At 73.3% G+C, this 15381-nt stretch carries 12 protein-coding genes; all 12 read right to left on the bottom strand.

Translation table 11 applies throughout. The features are described from left to right. Nucleotides 1–88: 88 nt before the first annotated feature. A complete protein-coding gene (locus tag Ade02nite_RS42180; protein ID WP_203776342.1) occupies nucleotides 89–1240 on the bottom strand; it encodes a hypothetical protein in 1152 nt (383 codons plus the stop codon). Beyond that, nucleotides 1240–2016 (bottom strand): ABC transporter permease, encoded by a 777-nt coding sequence (locus Ade02nite_RS42175; protein WP_203776340.1) that lies wholly within the window; start codon nucleotides 2014–2016, stop codon nucleotides 1240–1242. The genes Ade02nite_RS42180 and Ade02nite_RS42175 overlap by 1 nt, the downstream gene beginning before the upstream one ends. Next, the gene (locus Ade02nite_RS42170; RefSeq protein WP_203776534.1) at nucleotides 2013–2921 is read right to left on the bottom strand and encodes an ABC transporter ATP-binding protein; all 909 of its coding nucleotides are present in this window, start codon (nucleotides 2919–2921) and stop codon (nucleotides 2013–2015) included. Before Ade02nite_RS42170 ends, Ade02nite_RS42175 begins: the two co-directional genes overlap by 4 nt. A 99-nt stretch (nucleotides 2922–3020) precedes the next feature. Next, a complete protein-coding gene (locus tag Ade02nite_RS42165) occupies nucleotides 3021–5246 on the bottom strand; it encodes a penicillin acylase family protein (RefSeq protein WP_203776338.1) in 2226 nt (741 codons plus the stop codon). 35 nt (nucleotides 5247–5281) lie between these two features. Further along, on the bottom strand, nucleotides 5282–5935 hold the full coding sequence (locus tag Ade02nite_RS42160; protein ID WP_203776336.1) for a response regulator: 654 nt from the start codon (nucleotides 5933–5935) through the stop codon (nucleotides 5282–5284). Next, nucleotides 5932–7062 carry a sensor histidine kinase gene (locus tag Ade02nite_RS42155; RefSeq protein WP_203776334.1) on the bottom strand — a complete coding sequence of 377 codons (1131 nt, stop codon included), beginning with the start codon at nucleotides 7060–7062 and terminating at the stop codon, nucleotides 5932–5934. Before Ade02nite_RS42155 ends, Ade02nite_RS42160 begins: the two co-directional genes overlap by 4 nt. After that, entirely contained in the window at nucleotides 7059–7904 is an 846-nt protein-coding gene (locus Ade02nite_RS42150; RefSeq protein WP_203776332.1) for a CPBP family intramembrane glutamic endopeptidase, read from the bottom strand. Before Ade02nite_RS42150 ends, Ade02nite_RS42155 begins: the two co-directional genes overlap by 4 nt. A 122-nt stretch (nucleotides 7905–8026) precedes the next feature. Continuing rightward, a complete protein-coding gene (locus Ade02nite_RS42145) occupies nucleotides 8027–9688 on the bottom strand; it encodes a hypothetical protein (protein WP_203776330.1) in 1662 nt (553 codons plus the stop codon). An 80-nt stretch (nucleotides 9689–9768) separates the two neighbouring features. Further along, nucleotides 9769–10755 (bottom strand): NAD-dependent epimerase/dehydratase family protein, encoded by a 987-nt coding sequence (locus tag Ade02nite_RS42140; protein WP_203776328.1) that lies wholly within the window; start codon nucleotides 10753–10755, stop codon nucleotides 9769–9771. Between the two features lie 67 nt (nucleotides 10756–10822). Continuing rightward, on the bottom strand, nucleotides 10823–11836 hold the full coding sequence (locus Ade02nite_RS42135; RefSeq protein ID WP_203776325.1) for a 1-aminocyclopropane-1-carboxylate deaminase: 1014 nt from the start codon (nucleotides 11834–11836) through the stop codon (nucleotides 10823–10825). Beyond that, complete coding sequence (locus Ade02nite_RS42130) at nucleotides 11823–12461, bottom strand: GntR family transcriptional regulator (RefSeq protein ID WP_203776323.1); 639 nt, start codon at nucleotides 12459–12461, stop codon at nucleotides 11823–11825. The genes Ade02nite_RS42135 and Ade02nite_RS42130 overlap by 14 nt, the downstream gene beginning before the upstream one ends. 42 nt (nucleotides 12462–12503) lie before the next feature. After that, entirely contained in the window at nucleotides 12504–15089 is a 2586-nt protein-coding gene (gene adhE / locus Ade02nite_RS42125; RefSeq protein WP_203776321.1) for a bifunctional acetaldehyde-CoA/alcohol dehydrogenase, read from the bottom strand. Between the last annotated feature and the right edge of the window lie 292 nt (nucleotides 15090–15381).

Below are 15381 nucleotides of genomic sequence, written 5' to 3'. Positions count from 1 at the left end.
AAGCCCCGGCGACGGAACGCGCTGTTGCCAGGCGTCACGGCCGCCCGCCCACAAAGGCCGCGGCGACGCAGCGCGCAGTCCCCAGTCGTCATGGCCGCCCGCCCCCGAAACCCCGGCGACGCAGCGCGCCGACGAGGAGGCTCCCGGCGAGTCCACCGGCGGCACCCGCGGCCAGCGCCGGCCACGGGTTCGCGGTCAGCCGCACCTCCAGCAGGGGCAGCGAGAAGACGAACGCCTGGGCGCTCAGCTCGGCCGAGGCCCGGGCCAGCAGGGCCAGGACCGCCATCAGGACGCCGGTCACCGCCGCGGTCCGCACGGCCGCGGCAGTGGCCCGGCGCGGCTGCCCACCGCCGGCCGCGAGGGCGGCACCGCAGGTCAGCGCCACGGTCGCGCAGACCAGAAGTAGCGCGCCGGGCAGGGGCGGCCCGCCGTTCAGCGCGCACGAGAGCACCCCCTCGGCGTGCCACGTCCACGGCCCGCCGACGGCCACGATCGGCCAGGCGAGCAGGGCGGCGCCGGCCGCCGCCGGGCCTCCGAACGCCCCCGCCGACAGCACGCACACCGCCGCCACCACGACGGCCGGCCACCGCATCGCGCGCAGCGCGGCCGTCCCCGGCGGAGACAACCGGCACAGAGCGGCGACCACCAGGGCACCGACGGCGGCTCCGGCCATCGCGGGGCCGACGGCGACGGCGAACCCAGCGTCGAACGCCCCCGGCAGACCGCCCGACAGACCGCCCGGTAGGCCGCCCGGCAGGCCGCCCGCGCCTGGGCAACCCCGGGCCTCGACGGCCGGCGACGCGCCACCGGTCGGCAGTGCCAACGGCCCCCGTGCCGCCCACGCCACCGCGCCCATGCCCGCCGCGAAGACGACCGCCGCCGAAGCTCCACGCACGAGCCACCCGTCGCGCCCGCGGCGCAGCAGCATGAAGCCGAGCACGATCGCGCCGACCGCCGAGACGCCCAGCGGCATCACGTCGACGCGGCCGTGCACGGCGACCGGCAGCCCACCGTCCGGCGCGGCGTCGATGCCGGCCGGGGCTCCCGCCGCCATCGCGACGACGGCAGCGGTCAGCCGGTCGAGCCGGCCCACCCGGCCCGCGTCGAGCAGCAACAGCCCGGCGGCCGCCGTGCCGGCCATGGCCACCAGCGCCACGGCGGCCGCGACCGTCCCCTCGCGCAGACCCCGAAGCGCCGCGCCGGTGGAGGCCGCGCCCTCGGGCACACCCCGGACGGCCATCAGACGTCGCGGCGCCGGAAGAGCACGAACGCGACCGCCAGCACCGCCGCCACACCGAGGCACATGCCGCCCAGGTTGAGCCACGGGTGCGGGTAGTCCGGGTCGGCGACCGTGCCCATGGCGGCGGCCCCGCCGATGGTCGGCCAGTAGTCGAAGACACCCTGCATCCACGACGGGAAGAGGCCGGCCAGCGCCGGCACCAGCAGGATGATGCCGACCAGGGTGGCCAGCGCGCCGGCCGTGGCCCGCATGACCGTGCCGAGCCCGACCGCCAGCAACGCGATCGCCGCCAGATAGAGCCCTCCGGCGACCACGGCGGAGAGCACCCCGGGGTCGCCGAGCTCGGCGCTCGGCACTCCCTGCCGGGCGAGCAGCGGCTGCCCGATGAGGAAGGCCGCGAACATCAGCACCTCGCCCGCCACCACGGCGACGGCCGCGGCCAGCGCCACCTTGGCCGCCAGCACCCGGCCGCGCCGGGGCGTCGCCGTCAGCGTCGTCCGCATCAGGCCGGTCGCGAACTCCGAGGTGACCACGAGGATGCCCAGCACCCCGATCACCAGTTGGGCCACGATGTACGAGGTGAGGCTGTGCTCCGTCGGGTCCCACGCCAGCCGGTCCGCCTCGCTGAGCGTGTCCCAGTCCCGGCCGGCGCCGTTGGCCGCCAGGGCGGTGATGCCGAGCCCGACGGCGAACAGGCAGGCCAGCGTGTACCAGGTGGAGCGCAGGCTGCGCAGCTTGATCCACTCGGCGTGGAGGGTGTGTACGGCGGGCCTCATGCCGCCACCCCCTGGTATTCGACGCTGTCGCGGGTGAGCTCCATGAAGGCGTCCTCGAGCGAGACCCGCTGCGGGGTGAGCTCGCTCAGCGCAACCCCGTGGTAGGCGGCGAGCCGGCCGATGTCGCCGGCGCTCATCCCGGACACCACGAGCGACCCCTCGAGCCCCTCCCGCACGCCCGCCCCGGCGGCGGACAGGCGCAGCGCGAAGTCGCCCGGTTCGGCCGCCCGCACCAGCACGGTGCCCTCGCCGCTCGCGTGGGTCAGCTCGCTGACGGCGGCGTCGGCGACGAGCCGTCCCCGGCCGATGACGATCAGGTGGTCGGCGGTCTGCGCCATCTCGCTCATCAGGTGGCTGGAGACCAGCACCGCGCGGCCCTCGGCCGCGAGCGACCGCATCAGGTCGCGCGCCCAGCGGATGCCCTCCGGGTCGAGGCCGTTCACCGGCTCGTCGAAGATCAGCACCTTCGGATCGCCGAGCAGGGTGGCCGCGATGCCGAGCCGCTGCCGCATGCCGAGCGAGAAGCCGCCCGCCCGCTTGCCGGCCACGCTCTCCAGCCCGGTGCGGGCCAGCACCTCGCCGACCCGGCGCCGCGGCAGCCCGTTGCTCACCGCCAGCGCGTGCAGGTGCGCGTAGGCCGTGCGGCTGCCGTGCACCGCCGCAGCGTCGAGCAGCGCGCCGACCTCGAGCAGCGGCACCGGGATCTCGGCGTACCGGCGCCCGCCGATGGTGACCGACCCCCGGTCCGGCGCGGCCAGCCCGACGATCATCCGCAGGGTGGTGGACTTGCCGGCCCCGTTGGGGCCCAGGAAGCCGGTCACCTGGCCGGCCTCGACGGTGAACGACAGGTCGTCCACCACGGTGTGCGGCCCGTACCGCTTGGTCAGGCCCCGTACGTCAATCATGCTCATGCGGCCGATGCTGGCCGCCCTCGCTGACCGGCTCCGGAGGACTTCTGGGAGAGCTCTGAGAGATCCGCCGCTCCGGACGGCGTCGCGGCCGCGTCACACAGGAAACTCTCCGGGCCGGTACCGCCGTTCGACGTGCCCCGCCAGGTCGCGCGGCGAGAAGTAGACGGGCCGCAGGTCACCGTTCGCGTAGCGGACGGCCTGGTCGTTGAAGTGGGGCGACTCCGGATGCCCGCTGGCGCCGCCCGCGGTGATCGCCCACGCCCGCAGCTTCGGCCCGAACTCGACGACCGCCACGAAGCTGTTGCCGCTCGTGCCGTAGTAGCGCTTGGTGCCGGGGTAGCGCCGCGCCCCGAACGAGGCGAGCGAGCCCCATTGCCCCGAGGTGAACGGCACCGGGATGCTCGGCTTGCGGTCGTCGAAGGTCTGGGTGATGGCGCCGTCGTTGCGCTGGAACCGGTTGATCTCGCCCCAGGGCACCCGCCAGCCGCCGAAGTCCTGGCTGAGCCGGTTCACCGCCTCGTCGAGCGCGGCGAGCCGCTGCGGGTCGGTGGCGCGTTCGGCGAGGTAGTCCCACATGGACATGCCGGCGTCGCGGGCGGCCTGGGCGAGCGGCGCCCACAGCGCCTCACCCCAGAACACGGCCAGCGAGGTGGCCGTCGACTGGTAGCCCCAGCGGAAGTCCCACCGCCGCAGCAGGTCGACCGGCCCGGCCAGCCGCGCCCGCTGCGGGTCGCCCGGCGGCAGCTTGTCCCAGGCCGCGACCAGCTGCGGCACCAGGCGGGCGAAGGCGGTGAGGTACGGGTCGAAGGCGGCGTCGCGCAGCGTCCGGGGGGTGAACTCGTGCCGGGCGGAGAGCACCCGGATCGCCTGGGGGCCGCGCGGGTTCTCGCCGGCCTGGTCGAAGTAGCGCGGATAGTCCTCGGCGTCGGGGCTGTCCGGGCCGGCCGCGGTCCACGGCCAGTTGTTGGTGTTGAACGCCCAGCCGATCCGCGGGTTCACCGCCTGCGGCAGGCTCGCGAGGCTGTGCAGGCCGCGCCAGTCGGTGGCCGGATCGCTGCCGTCGACCGGCCGCCGGTAGTCGAAGCGGTCGTCGCGGACCGGCATGAACTGCGGGACCAGGAACGCGATCTCGCCGCTGCTGTCGGCGTACAGCGTGTTGTTGGAGCTGTTGGCCTTGAGACCCGCGACCCGGAGGAACTCCTGGAAGTCGCGCGTCTTGGTGCGCAGGAAGCTCTGCTGGAGCGCCGGGACCGGCCTGTTCATCAGGGCGAACGCGATCCACTTGCCGTCCGCCTCGCGCACGATCGGGCCGTGGTGCGTGGCGTACGTGGTGAAGGTGCGCCTGGCCCGCCCCCCGTCGGCCGTCCGGTACGCGAGCGTGACGGTCTTCGTGGTGATCGGGCGCCACTGCTTGCCGTACCGGTAGCGAAGGTTCTCGGGGTCGACGGTCTCGGCGAACTCGTCGACGTTGTCCACGCCGCTGGAGGTGTGCATCCAGCCCGCGTGCGCGTTGAAGCCCTGGTAGACGAAGAACTGCCCCCAGGTCGCGGCGCCGTAGACGTCGAGCCCCTCCTCGCTGGTCACGTGCTGCTCGGAGCGGAAGAAGAAGCTCGTGTGCGGGTTGATCAGCAGCAGCGCGTGCCCGTCGCGGGTGCGGTGCGGCGCGATCGCGAAGCCGTTGGAGCCGCGCGGCTCGCGGAACAGTAGACCCCGCTCCTCGTCGGTCAGCTCCACCGAGCGCCGGGCGTAGAAGGCTTCGAGCTGGCTGAGCGGCACCCGCTCGATGTCACCGCCGATGCTGCCCTCCGAGAAGCTGAGTGGCATCCACGGCTCGAACCGGGTGAGCACCTTGGGGCGCACCTCGGGGTGGGTGGCGAGATAGAAGTTGAGCCCGTCGGCCCAGGCCTGCATGAGCCGGCGCAGCCAGGCCGGGCAGCGGGCGTAGTCGCGTTTCAGCTCGCCCGGTTCGAGCCACAGCCGCTGGCGCAGGTCCTGCCAGATCGCGGTCTCGCCCTCGGCCTCGGCGAGCCGGCCGAGGCTCACCAGATAGTTGCGCTCGACCCGGGGGAAGTCGTCCTCGGCCTGCGCGTACATCATCCCGAACACGGCGTCGGCGTCGGTGCGGCCGGCGATGTGCGGGATGCCCCAGTCGTCACGCGTGATCGTCACCCGCGCGGCCTGCTTGCGCCAGCGGGCGACCTCGGCGGTGTCCTTTCCGGCGGCGGTCGCGGTGCCCGGCGGCAGCCCCACCGCGGCGACGGCCGCGGCACCCACTGCTCCGCCGAGGATCCGGCGACGGCTCAGTCCCTGGTCCATCATCTCCGCACGATATCGTCAATCGTCGATGCGTGGGGTCAGGTGACCAGCCCGCGGCGGTAGGCGTAGACGACGGCCTGGACTCGGTCGCGCAGGCCGAGCTTGGTGAGGATGCGCGAGACGTACGTCTTGACGGTCTCGTGGCTGATCACCAGCGCTGTCGCGATCTCGCTGTTGGACAGGCCGTTGGCGAGCAGGCGCAGCACCTCCAGCTCGCGGGCGCTCAGCGGCACGTCGTCCGGGGCCGGGCCCTCGGCGGGGCGGATCCGCGCCGCGTACCGGCCGACCAGCTGGCGGGTCACCTCCGGGGCGAGCAGGGCGGCGCCCGCCGCGACCGTGCGGATGCCGTGCAGCAGGTGCGCCGGCGGCGCGTCCTTGAGCAGGAAGCCGCTGGCCCCGGCGCGCAGCGCGCGGTAGACGTACTCGTCGAGGTTGAAGGTCGTCACGACCAGCACCTTCACCGGATCGGCGACGCCCGCGCCGGCCAGCAGCGCGGTGGCCTCGATGCCGTCCAGGCCGGGCATGCGCACGTCCATCACCACCACGTCCGGGTCCCGCTCGCGGGCGAGCCGGACCGCCGCATGGCCGTCGCCGCACTCGCCGACCACCTCGAGGTCGGGCTGCGCGCCGATGATCGTGGCGAAGCCGGTGCGGATCAACGGCTGGTCGTCGCAGACGAGGACCCTGATCACGACGTGGCCCCCACCGGGATGCGTGCCGTCACCACGAAGCCGCCCTCGGGCCGTGGCCCGGCGTCGAAGTCGCCGCCCAGGGTGCCGACCCGGTCGCGCAGGCCGCGCAGCCCGCGCCCGCTGCCGCCCGGCGCCGCCGTGCCGACCCCGGAGCCGTCCGTGCTGACCCGCACGTCGATCTCGCCGGCGCCGTACCGGACCGTGACCGTGGTGCGCGCGCCGTGGTCGTACTTCAGCGCGTTCGTCAGCGCCTCCTGAGCGACCCGGTAGGCCGTCGCCTCCGCGCCGCCCGGCGTCTCGGGGGAACCGCCCTGCTCGACCAGCTCCACCGGCTGCCCGGCCCGCCGGGTCTGCTCCACCAGCGCCCGCATGTCGCCGCCGTGCCCGGGGTGGAGCACGTCGAGCAGGTGCCGCAGCTCGGCGATCGCCTGCCGCCCGGTGCCGCTGACCGCGGTCAGCGTCTCGTCGAGGCGTTCCGGCGCCGCGGTCAGATAGCGGGCGGCCTCGGCCTGCACCACCATCGCGGTCACGTGGTGGGTCACCACGTCGTGCAGCTCCCGGGCGATCCGGGTGCGTTCGGCGGCGCGCGCCGCCTCCTCGGCGTGCCGGGTGCGTTCCGCCTCGGCGAGCCGGCCGAGCCGCAGCGCCGACCCGATCCCCCACATCGCCGCGAAGCAGGCGTAGAACAGCACGGCATCGGGGGCGCCGACGCTGCCGGCCCGGCTCAGCGCGACCATCAGCACGGCGTACGCGGCGGACGCCGTGACCATCGTGGCCGGCCGGTGCCGGTCCACGTGCGTGCCGGCGCTGACCAGGGCGACGGCCAGCGCCGTACCGCCGATCGTGTGAAAGCCGAGGAGCTGGTCGCCCGCGAACCCGGCGAACACGAGCGCCAGCGCGGCCGCGGGCCACCTGCGCCGTACCGCCAGCGGCAGGCACTCGACCGCCACGACCAGCACGCCCACCGGGCCGAACGGCCGCTCCGGCACCAGGTCGGCCAGCCGGGTGCCGTGCTGATGCCAGGACGGCACGAGGGCGACGGCGGTGAGCACCACCGCGAAGGGCAGGTCCCGGACCGTGACATCCAGCCGGCGCCAGACCCGCGGCACCGTCGACAGGCTCCTCACCGGGCGAGTGTAGAAGCCGCGGCAACCTCGGCGGCACGGTCCTTGCGGCGCATCGGCACGAGGTGGCCGCGGCGGCGGGCCAGCCACAGGAACGCCGCCGTCACCAGGACGCCGGCGATCAGGGTGGACAGGCTCGCCTCCGGCCCGAACTGGCCGCCGCTGATCCAGGCGTTGCCGGTCGGCTCGGCGTCCAGCAGGCCCTCGTTGGCGCCGTTGCCGGACACCTCGGAGCTGAAGATGGCGGACTGGGCGTAGTTCCAGCCGAAATGCAGCCCGATCGGCAGCCAGAGGCTCCGGGTGGCGATGTAGGCCGAGGTGAGCATGCCGCCGCCGGCCATCGCGACGCAGAGCGCGCCCCACAGCGTGGCGTTGTCGTTCAGCAGGTGCGAGGCGCCGAAGACCAGGGCGGAGAGGGTGAGCGCGAGCCACGTACCGGTCAGTCTCTCGACGTGCCGGAACAGCACGCCGCGATAGAGCAGCTCCTCGGTGACCGCGGCGCCGGCCATGAAGCCGATCAGGCCGATCGCGTCGGTGGGATGGTCGTTGAGACCGTGGATCCGGTACCCGCCGTTGACCGCGATGTTGCCGATGACCGCCGAGAACAGCACGAGACCGAGCAGCGTGCCGCGGACCAGGCCGGACGCGGCCGCCGGCGCCGACAGCTCGGTCACCTCGCGCTTCTCGGTGAGGCGGACCGTCCACGAGTAGACGAGCACCGCGAGCACGGCCGCCGCCACGCCCGCGACCAGCGACAGCCATACGTTGTCACCCGCCGCCGTGACTGCCAGCCCGGCGGCGAACGACACCGCGAGGACGGCGACCAGTTGCACGAAGAACCGCATGGTGAGCCTTTCGGGACATCCGCGGCCTTCCGCCGCGGCTGTGCCGAAAACTACGGATCCGTACGCCCGAAATCGTCCCCATCGAGCGGACACTTCGCTGTAGCTCGCGCGAGCGACAGCGACTACGCCCGGGCCGGGCAGACCAGGATCTGCGGCGGTGCCGGCACGCGGGCCGCCGGGGAGCAGTCGAACCGCTCGTCGATCAGCGCGCGCACGTCCGGTGCCGACTTCGGCAGGCTGAACCAGGTCGTCTGCACGATCAGGTACCGGGCGTCGCTCGCCTCGGTCAGGCAGCGCAGGTTGTCGGCGTAGCTGGGCCGGTCGCGCATCCGCGGGGTGACCGCCCCCCGCTGCAGCCACAGCGGCGACGGGTAGCGGCAGGTCGTCGGGTTTCCCATGCCGTAGTTGATGGCGCCGTACGTCAGATAGAGCACCGGGGTGTCCGGGCCGAGCCGCTCGCCCAGCGCGGCCAGCGGCGCGTCGCCCGACGGCGAGATGCGGATGTTGTAGTTGTAGGTGCTGAACGTGTACGGGTAGCCGGGCAGCACGGCCGGCAGCAGCGCGAAGGTCAGCGCGACCACCCCGGCGGCCCACGGCAGCGCCACCCTGGTGCGCTCGGCGAGGAACCAGGCGGCGACGGCCAGGGCGAGGGCGCCGATCTGGTACGCCCAGATCACCGGCTGAGCGTGGTCCAGCCGCCAGGAGGCGGGCTGCCGCAGCAGCACGAGGCTGAGCACCGTGACGAGCACCGTGGCGACGACCAGCGGCACCCGGAACCCCGGGCGCAGCGCGAACGCGGCACCCCACACCCCGCCGGCGAGCACGAGACTGCCCGCGAAGTGGTAGTTGAAGAACTCGCCCTGCCCGTACGCGGGAGCCAGCGACAGCAGGCCCGCGACCACCGCGATCGCCGCGAACAGCCACCGCCGGCGGCCCTCCACCCGGCTGACCAGCGCCGCCGCGGCGGCCGGCGCCAGCACCAGGACCGGGCTGAGCACGGCGGCGTCGCCGATCGCGAAGCGCAGCTTGCGCAGGTCGGCGATGTGGATGCCCTGCGGGTGGCTGTGCACGAGGTTCGCCAGGTCGCTCAGCCAGGTCCACTCCCAGGGCTGGAACACCCGCATCAGCACGAACCAGACCCCCACCCAGGCCACCGTGGACAGTGCCGTCCACGCGGCGCGGCGCCGGTCGAGCACGAAGATGACGAGCAGCGCGATCAGCGCGATCGGGAAGGTGGACGCCTTGACCGCCACGACCACCATCGCGGCGAAGCCGCCCAGCACCGCGCCGAGCCACGGCCGCCGGGGCGCGCACGCGGCGCCGACGGCCAGCACGGCGGCGAGCGCGCCGGCCCAGTCCGGCTCGAGGAAGTGCCAGGGCGGCGCGACCAGCAGGGTCAGCCCGGTGGCGCCCGCGATCCCGGCCGCCGCCTGCCACCCGGCGAGGCGCCGGACCCCCACGAACAGCAGCGCGACCACGGCGACGACCAGGACGTACGTCTCGATCCGGATCACCAGCTTGGCGGCGTCCAGCGACATCCCGTCGCCGAACAGGAGGCGGCCCTGGTCGAGCGCGGCCATCAGCAGTTTGTAGGCGAGCGGCCGCGACACGAAGATGTCCCAGATGCTGACGCCTCCCCCGCCGGCCGTCTGGAGGCCGCCCAAGGCGTACCGCACATCGCCGTTCAGGTCGGGCCGGCTGGCCACCACCACCGCGGCCAGCGCCGCGATCGCGGCTGCCACCAGGCCGGCAGTGCGTGCTGTTCTCCCGTGCAACGTGTTCATCAGACCCTTCCGGTCGTGATGTCAGGCCGATCGCCCATACCGATTGCTGAGTGGAGCCGGTGGCGATTGTAATGATCCGCTCAGGCCGATCGGACCCCGTACTCGCCGAGGCCGCGCGCACTGGCTTCGATCGCCTCGGCCGGCGGGCGGGTCGTCCAGCCCAGCATCCGCCGGGCCTTGGCCGAGCTCCGGATCCGCCGGTGCCCCAGATTGGGCACCGTCGTCCGCAGATCGGCGTCGCGGCGCGCGGCCAGCTTTACCACCAGGTCGGGCAACCGCCGGCGGGGCACGCGTCGCACGTCGACGCCGGGCAGCGAACGGACGATCCGCGCGATCTCGGTCATCCAGAGGAAGTCACCGGTGCCGAGGAATCGCTGACCGGCCGCGGCCGGGTGGGTCATCGCCCGCAGGTGCAGGTCGGCGATGTCGCGGACGTCGACGATCTCGAAGCCGAGCCGGGGCAGCCCGATCAGCGAGCCGTTGAGCAGGCGCTGGACCACCTGCAACGAGCCCAGCCGGCCGGGCGTGGGCGGCAGCGGCCCGAGGGTCCACCCGGGCAGCACGGTGCTCAGCTCGGTCGATCCGCCCTCGCGCGCCATGAGGTCCCACGCGGCTCGCTCGGCGAGCACCTTCGATCTGCGGTACGGGCTGACGCCGGGCCCGTCCGGATCGGTCCACAGCGTCTCGTCCGTGACGCCGTCGGGGTCCGTGGCCCGCGGTGTCGCGGCCGCCGAGGACGACGTGTACACCACCCGCCGCACCCCGGCTCGAACCGCCGCCCGCAGCACGCGCAGGGTGCCCTCCCGGGCTGGAGCCACCAGCGCACCCGGATCGCTGTCGGACGTGGTCACCGGCGACGCGACGTGCAGCACGAAGTCGCACCCGGCCACGGCCTCGTCCCACCCGTCGTCCCGCGTCAGGTCGGCGAGGAAGGCCCGCGTCCCGGCCGGCGCCCGGGCGGGATCCCGCACCGTCGTCCGGACCTGGTAGCCGCGCTCCAGCAGCTCCGCGGCGCACCAGCTGCCGATGAACCCGGACCCGCCGGTCACCAGAACGGTCTCGCCCATACGCGTCATCACCGGACCCGACTCTCCCCCGAGCAGCGCCGTCGATGCTAACGCCCGCCGGGCAACCCTAGGAGAAGAGCGCGGAGTAGGCGTTCAGCGCCGGCTGGCCGCCGAGGTGGGCGTAGAGCACCGTCGCGTCCGCCGGGATCTCCTTGCGGGAGATGAGGTCGATGGCCGCGGCCAGGCTCTTGCCCTCGTAGACCGGGTCGGTGACCATGCCCTCGGTGCGGGCGCCCAGCTTCATCGCCTCGATCGTCGCCTCGTCGGCGATGCCGTAGGTGCCCGCGTGGTATCGGTCGTCGAGCAGGATCTCGTCGTCGGTCAGGTCGCGGTCGACGCCGATCAGCGCGGCGGTGGCGCGGGCGATCCGGGCGACCTGCTCGCGGGTCTCGGCGGGCTTGGCCGAGGCGTCGATGCCCAGGACCCGGCGGGGGCGGTCGTCGCCGAGCGCGGCGAAGCCGGCGATCATGCCGGCCTGGGTGCTGCCGGTCACCGAGCAGACCAGGATCGTGTCGAAGAAGACGCCGAGCTCCGCCTCCTGCCGGGCGACCTCGGCCGCCCAGCCGGCGAAGCCGAGCCCGCCGAGCCGGTGATCGGACGCTCCGGCGGGAATCGCGTACGGCTTGCCGCCCGCCGCCTCGACCTCGGCGAGCGCGAGGTCCCAGCTCTCCTTGAAGCCGATGCCGAAGCCCGCCTTGACCAGCCGGACGTCGGCACCGGCGAGCCGGCTGATCAGGATGTTGCCGACCTTGTCGTAGACGCTGTCCGGCCAGTCGACCCAGCTCTCCTGGACCAGCACGCACTTCAGCCCGGCGTGCGCCGCGACGGCCGCCACCTGGCGGGTGTGGTTGGACTGCACGCCACCGATCGAGACGAGCGTGTCGCACCCCTGGGCCAGGGCGTCCGCGACCAGGTATTCGAGTTTGCGGGTCTTGTTGCCGCCGTACGCGATGCCGGAGTTGCAGTCCTCACGCTTCGCCCAGAGCGCGGCGCCGCCGAGGTGGCGGGTGAGCCGGTCGAGCCGGTGCACGGGCGAGGGGCCGAACAACAGCGGACAACGGTCGAAGTCATTCAGCGGCACTGTCGTCTCCTTGGTGGATGTGGCCCCAGATGGTGCGGTTGACGGCCCGGGCCCGCCGGCGGTCCCCGGCCGCCAGGGCGCCGATCAGCTCGTCGTGCCGGCGCACGGAACGCTCGCCGTGCGGGGAGGCCCAGAGCAGGCGCTCGGCGCGCCGGATCAGCGGGGTGAAGCGTTCGATGGTCATCGCCGCGGCCACGTTGCCGCAGGCGAGCACGGGCACGGCGTGCAGGGCGTCATCGGCGTCGAGGGCGGCGTCGAGGTCCCCGGCACGGACCGCCGCGGCGAAGCGCTCGCCGGCCGCCCGCATCCGGTCGAGCTGCTCGCCGGTGAGCGCGACCGACTGCAACGCGAGGTCGTGCATCGCGCCCACGACCGCGGCGGCGTCGCGGACGTCCCTCTCGACCAGCGGCGTGACCCGCGTGAAGCTCTGCGGCTTGCTCTCCACCAGGCCCTCGGCCGCGAGCCGGCCGAGGGCGTCGCGGACCGGCGCCCGGGAGAGCCCGAGCCGTTCGGCGAGGTCGTCGCCGCGCAGCACCAGCCCCGGCTCCAGCGTGCCGTCCACGATCGCCGCGCGCAGCCGCTCGTACGCGGCGTCGCGCAGCAGGCTGCGTCCCACTCTCTCCATAACTGAAATGTTAGATGTCAGTGCACGCCCGGGCAACCGGTGTCAGCCGTAGTACGCGTCCCGCATCAGCTGCTGCATGTCGTCGAGCATCGGCATGCGCGGGTTGGCCGGCGCGCACTGGTCCTCGTACGCGTTGAGGGCCTGCCGGGGCAGCGCGGCGAGGAAGTCGCTCTCGTCGACGCCCAGCTTGGCGAACGACGGTTCGATGCCGACCGCGTCGCGCAGGGCCTCGACGGCGGCGGCCAGCGACTCGACCGCCTCGGCCGGTGTGGCGGCGGGCAGCCCGAGCATCCGCGCGATGTCGGCGAAGCGCTCGGGGGCCCGGTAGCTCTCGTACTTCGGCCAGCCGGACAGCTTCGACGGCATGGTGCCGTTGTAGCGGATGACGTGCGGCAGCAGCACCGCGTTGGTGCGGCCGTGCGCGATGTGGAAGGTGGCACCGAGCGTGTGCGACATGGCGTGCACGATGCCGAGGAAGGCGCTGCCGAAGGCCATCCCGGCGATCGTTCCGGCGTTGTGCATGCGCTCGCGCGCCCCCGGGTCACCGGCCACGACCGACCGCTCGAGATTCGCGAAGATCAGGCGGATGGCGTGCAGGGCGAGCCCGTCGGTGAAGTCGCTCGCGTAGACCGACACGTAGGCCTCGATCGCGTGGGTCAGCGCGTCGAAGCCGCTGTCCGCCGCGATCACCCGGGGAAGGCTCGCGGTGAGGCCGGGGTCGACGATGGCGACCGTGGGGGTGAGGGCGTAGTCGGCCAGCGGGTACTTCTTGCCGGTGACATGGTCGGTGATCACCGCGAACGGCGTGACCTCGGCCCCGGTGCCCGAGGTCGTCGGGATGCAGACCAGTTGGGCCAGGTCGCCGAGCGCCGGGAAGGCGAACGCGCGCTTGCGGATGTCGAAGAACTTCTCCCGCATGTCGTCGAAGTCGACCTCCGGGTGCTCGTACTTGAGCCACATCACCTTGGCCGCGTCCATGGCCGAGCCGCCGCCGAGCGCGATGATCGTGTCCGGGCGGAACGAGCGCATCAGCGCGGCGCCGCGGTCGACCGTCGTCATCCGGGGCTCGGGCTCGACGTCGTCGATGATCTGCAGGGCCACCTTGCCGGCGCGGCCCTGCAGCACCCGGTTGACCCGGTCGACGAAGCCGAGCCTGGTCATCGTCTCGTCGGTGACCACGGTGACCCGTCGCACGTTCGGCATGTCGGCGAGGTAGCGGATCGCGTGCGGCTCGAAGTAGATCTTCGAGGGCACCTTGAACCACTGGAGGTTGTTGGTCCGGCGGCCGATCCGCTTGATGTTGATCAGGTTGACCGCCGAGACGTTGTCCGACACCGAGTTGCCGCCGTAGCTGCCGCAGCCGAGCGTGAGCGAGGGCAGGAACGCGTTATACATGTCGCCGATGCCGCCCTGGGACGCCGGCGAGTTCCAGATGATCCGGATCGCCTTCATCCGGCGGCCGAACTCCTTGACCAGGTCCTCGTCCTCGGTGTGGATGACGGCGCTGTGCCCGAGGCCGTGGAACTCCACCATCTCCGCCGCTCGGCGCAGGCCCTCCTCGCGGGATCGTGCGCGCAGCACGGCCAGCACCGGGGCGAGCTTCTCGCGGGTCAGCGGCTCGCGCGGCCCCACCTCGCCGACCTCGGCGAGGATGATCGAGGTCCGCGGCGGCACGTGGAAGCCCGCCTGCTCGGCGATCCACGCCGCGGACCGGCCCACCACGTCCGGGTTGAGCCGGTCGCCGTCGCAGCCCGTGCCGTCGGCGGCGAGGCCGAAGACGAACCGTTCCAGCTGCGCCTTCTCGGCCGGGGTGGCGACGTACGCGTGCAGCCTGGCGAACTCGGCGAGCGCCTCGGAGTAAACGGCGTCGTCGAGGATGACCGCCTGCTCGGAGGCGCAGATCATGCCGTTGTCGAACGACTTCGACAGCACGATGTCGTGCACGGCGCGGCGCAGGTTCGCGCTCGCCTCGACGTACGCGGGAACGTTGCCGGCGCCGACGCCCAGCGCGGGCTTGCCCGCGGAGTAGGCCGCCCGCACCATGCTGTTGCCGCCGGTGGCGAGGATGGTCGCGACGCCGGGATGGTGCATCAGCGCCGCGGTCGTCTCCAGCGACGGCTCCTCGATCCACTGGATGCAGTGCTCGGGCGCGCCCGCCGCCACGGCGGCGTCCCGCACGATGCGAGCCGCCTCGGCGCTGCATCGCTGGGCCGCCGGATGAAAGGCGAAGACGATCGGGTTGCGGGTCTTGAGCGCCATGAGCGCCTTGAAGATCGTCGTGGAGGTGGGGTTGGTGACCGGCGTGATGCCGGCGACCACGCCGACCGGGTCGGCGATCTCGACGATGCCGTTGATCTCGTCCTCGGCGATCACCCCGACCGTGCGCAGCCTCGCCATGCCGTGGGTGACGTGCTCGCAGGCGAACAGGTTCTTGACCGCCTTGTCCTCGAAGACGCCGCGGCCGGTCTCCTCGACCGCGAGCCGGGCCAGCGTGGCGTGCTGGTCGAGCGCCGCCACGGACGCCTTGCTCACGATCCGGTCGATCCGGTCCTGATCGAACGCGGCGTACTCGTCCAGCGCCCGGAGCCCTCCGGTCACGAGCGCGTCCACCATGTCGGCTGCGGACATCACGTCTCCTCGTCGGAAAAGTCGGCGGACGCTCGTCGCCCTCCCGGTTCCGACGCTAGGACCGGGCCGCGGGGCGGGGCAGGACCGACAGTCCCGCCCGGACGGGACTTTGGGCCGGCGAGCACCAAGCGGCAACCGCTCGGCCCGCCGGAGCCGCGTTGTCCCTCCGCCGCCCTAGCCGTGCGGGCGACCGGACGTTCTACGGCGGCCTCTACCGCACCGTCTGGCGCGTCACTCAATCCAGAGCAGGAGAGATATTCACCTCCACTTCTGCACAGCGTCGCGCGATACT

The organism is Paractinoplanes deccanensis, assembly GCF_016862115.1.
In the GTDB taxonomy this organism is placed as follows: Bacteria; Actinomycetota; Actinomycetes; order Mycobacteriales; family Micromonosporaceae; genus Actinoplanes; species Actinoplanes deccanensis.
Note: the sequence above shows the minus strand (reverse complement) of the source record. Positions and strands in the feature narration are given on the sequence as shown.

Bases quoted from the DNA above. Each gene is read 5' to 3' on its own strand.
- Ade02nite_RS42165 (WP_203776338.1), bottom strand. From the start codon at position 5,246: ATGATGGACCAGGGACTGAGCCGTCGCCGGATCCTCGGCGGAGCAGTG.
- Ade02nite_RS42145 (WP_203776330.1), bottom strand. From the start codon at position 9,688: ATGAACACGTTGCACGGGAGAACAGCACGCACTGCCGGCCTGGTGGCA.
- Ade02nite_RS42140 (WP_203776328.1), bottom strand. From the start codon at position 10,755: ATGGGCGAGACCGTTCTGGTGACCGGCGGGTCCGGGTTCATCGGCAGC.
- Ade02nite_RS42150 (WP_203776332.1), bottom strand. From the start codon at position 7,904: ATGCGGTTCTTCGTGCAACTGGTCGCCGTCCTCGCGGTGTCGTTCGCC.
- Ade02nite_RS42170 (WP_203776534.1), bottom strand. From the start codon at position 2,921: ATGATTGACGTACGGGGCCTGACCAAGCGGTACGGGCCGCACACCGTG.
- adhE (WP_203776321.1), bottom strand. From the start codon at position 15,089: ATGTCCGCAGCCGACATGGTGGACGCGCTCGTGACCGGAGGGCTCCGG.
- Ade02nite_RS42180 (WP_203776342.1), bottom strand. From the start codon at position 1,240: ATGGCCGTCCGGGGTGTGCCCGAGGGCGCGGCCTCCACCGGCGCGGCG.
- Ade02nite_RS42130 (WP_203776323.1), bottom strand. From the start codon at position 12,461: ATGGAGAGAGTGGGACGCAGCCTGCTGCGCGACGCCGCGTACGAGCGG.
- Ade02nite_RS42175 (WP_203776340.1), bottom strand. From the start codon at position 2,016: ATGAGGCCCGCCGTACACACCCTCCACGCCGAGTGGATCAAGCTGCGC.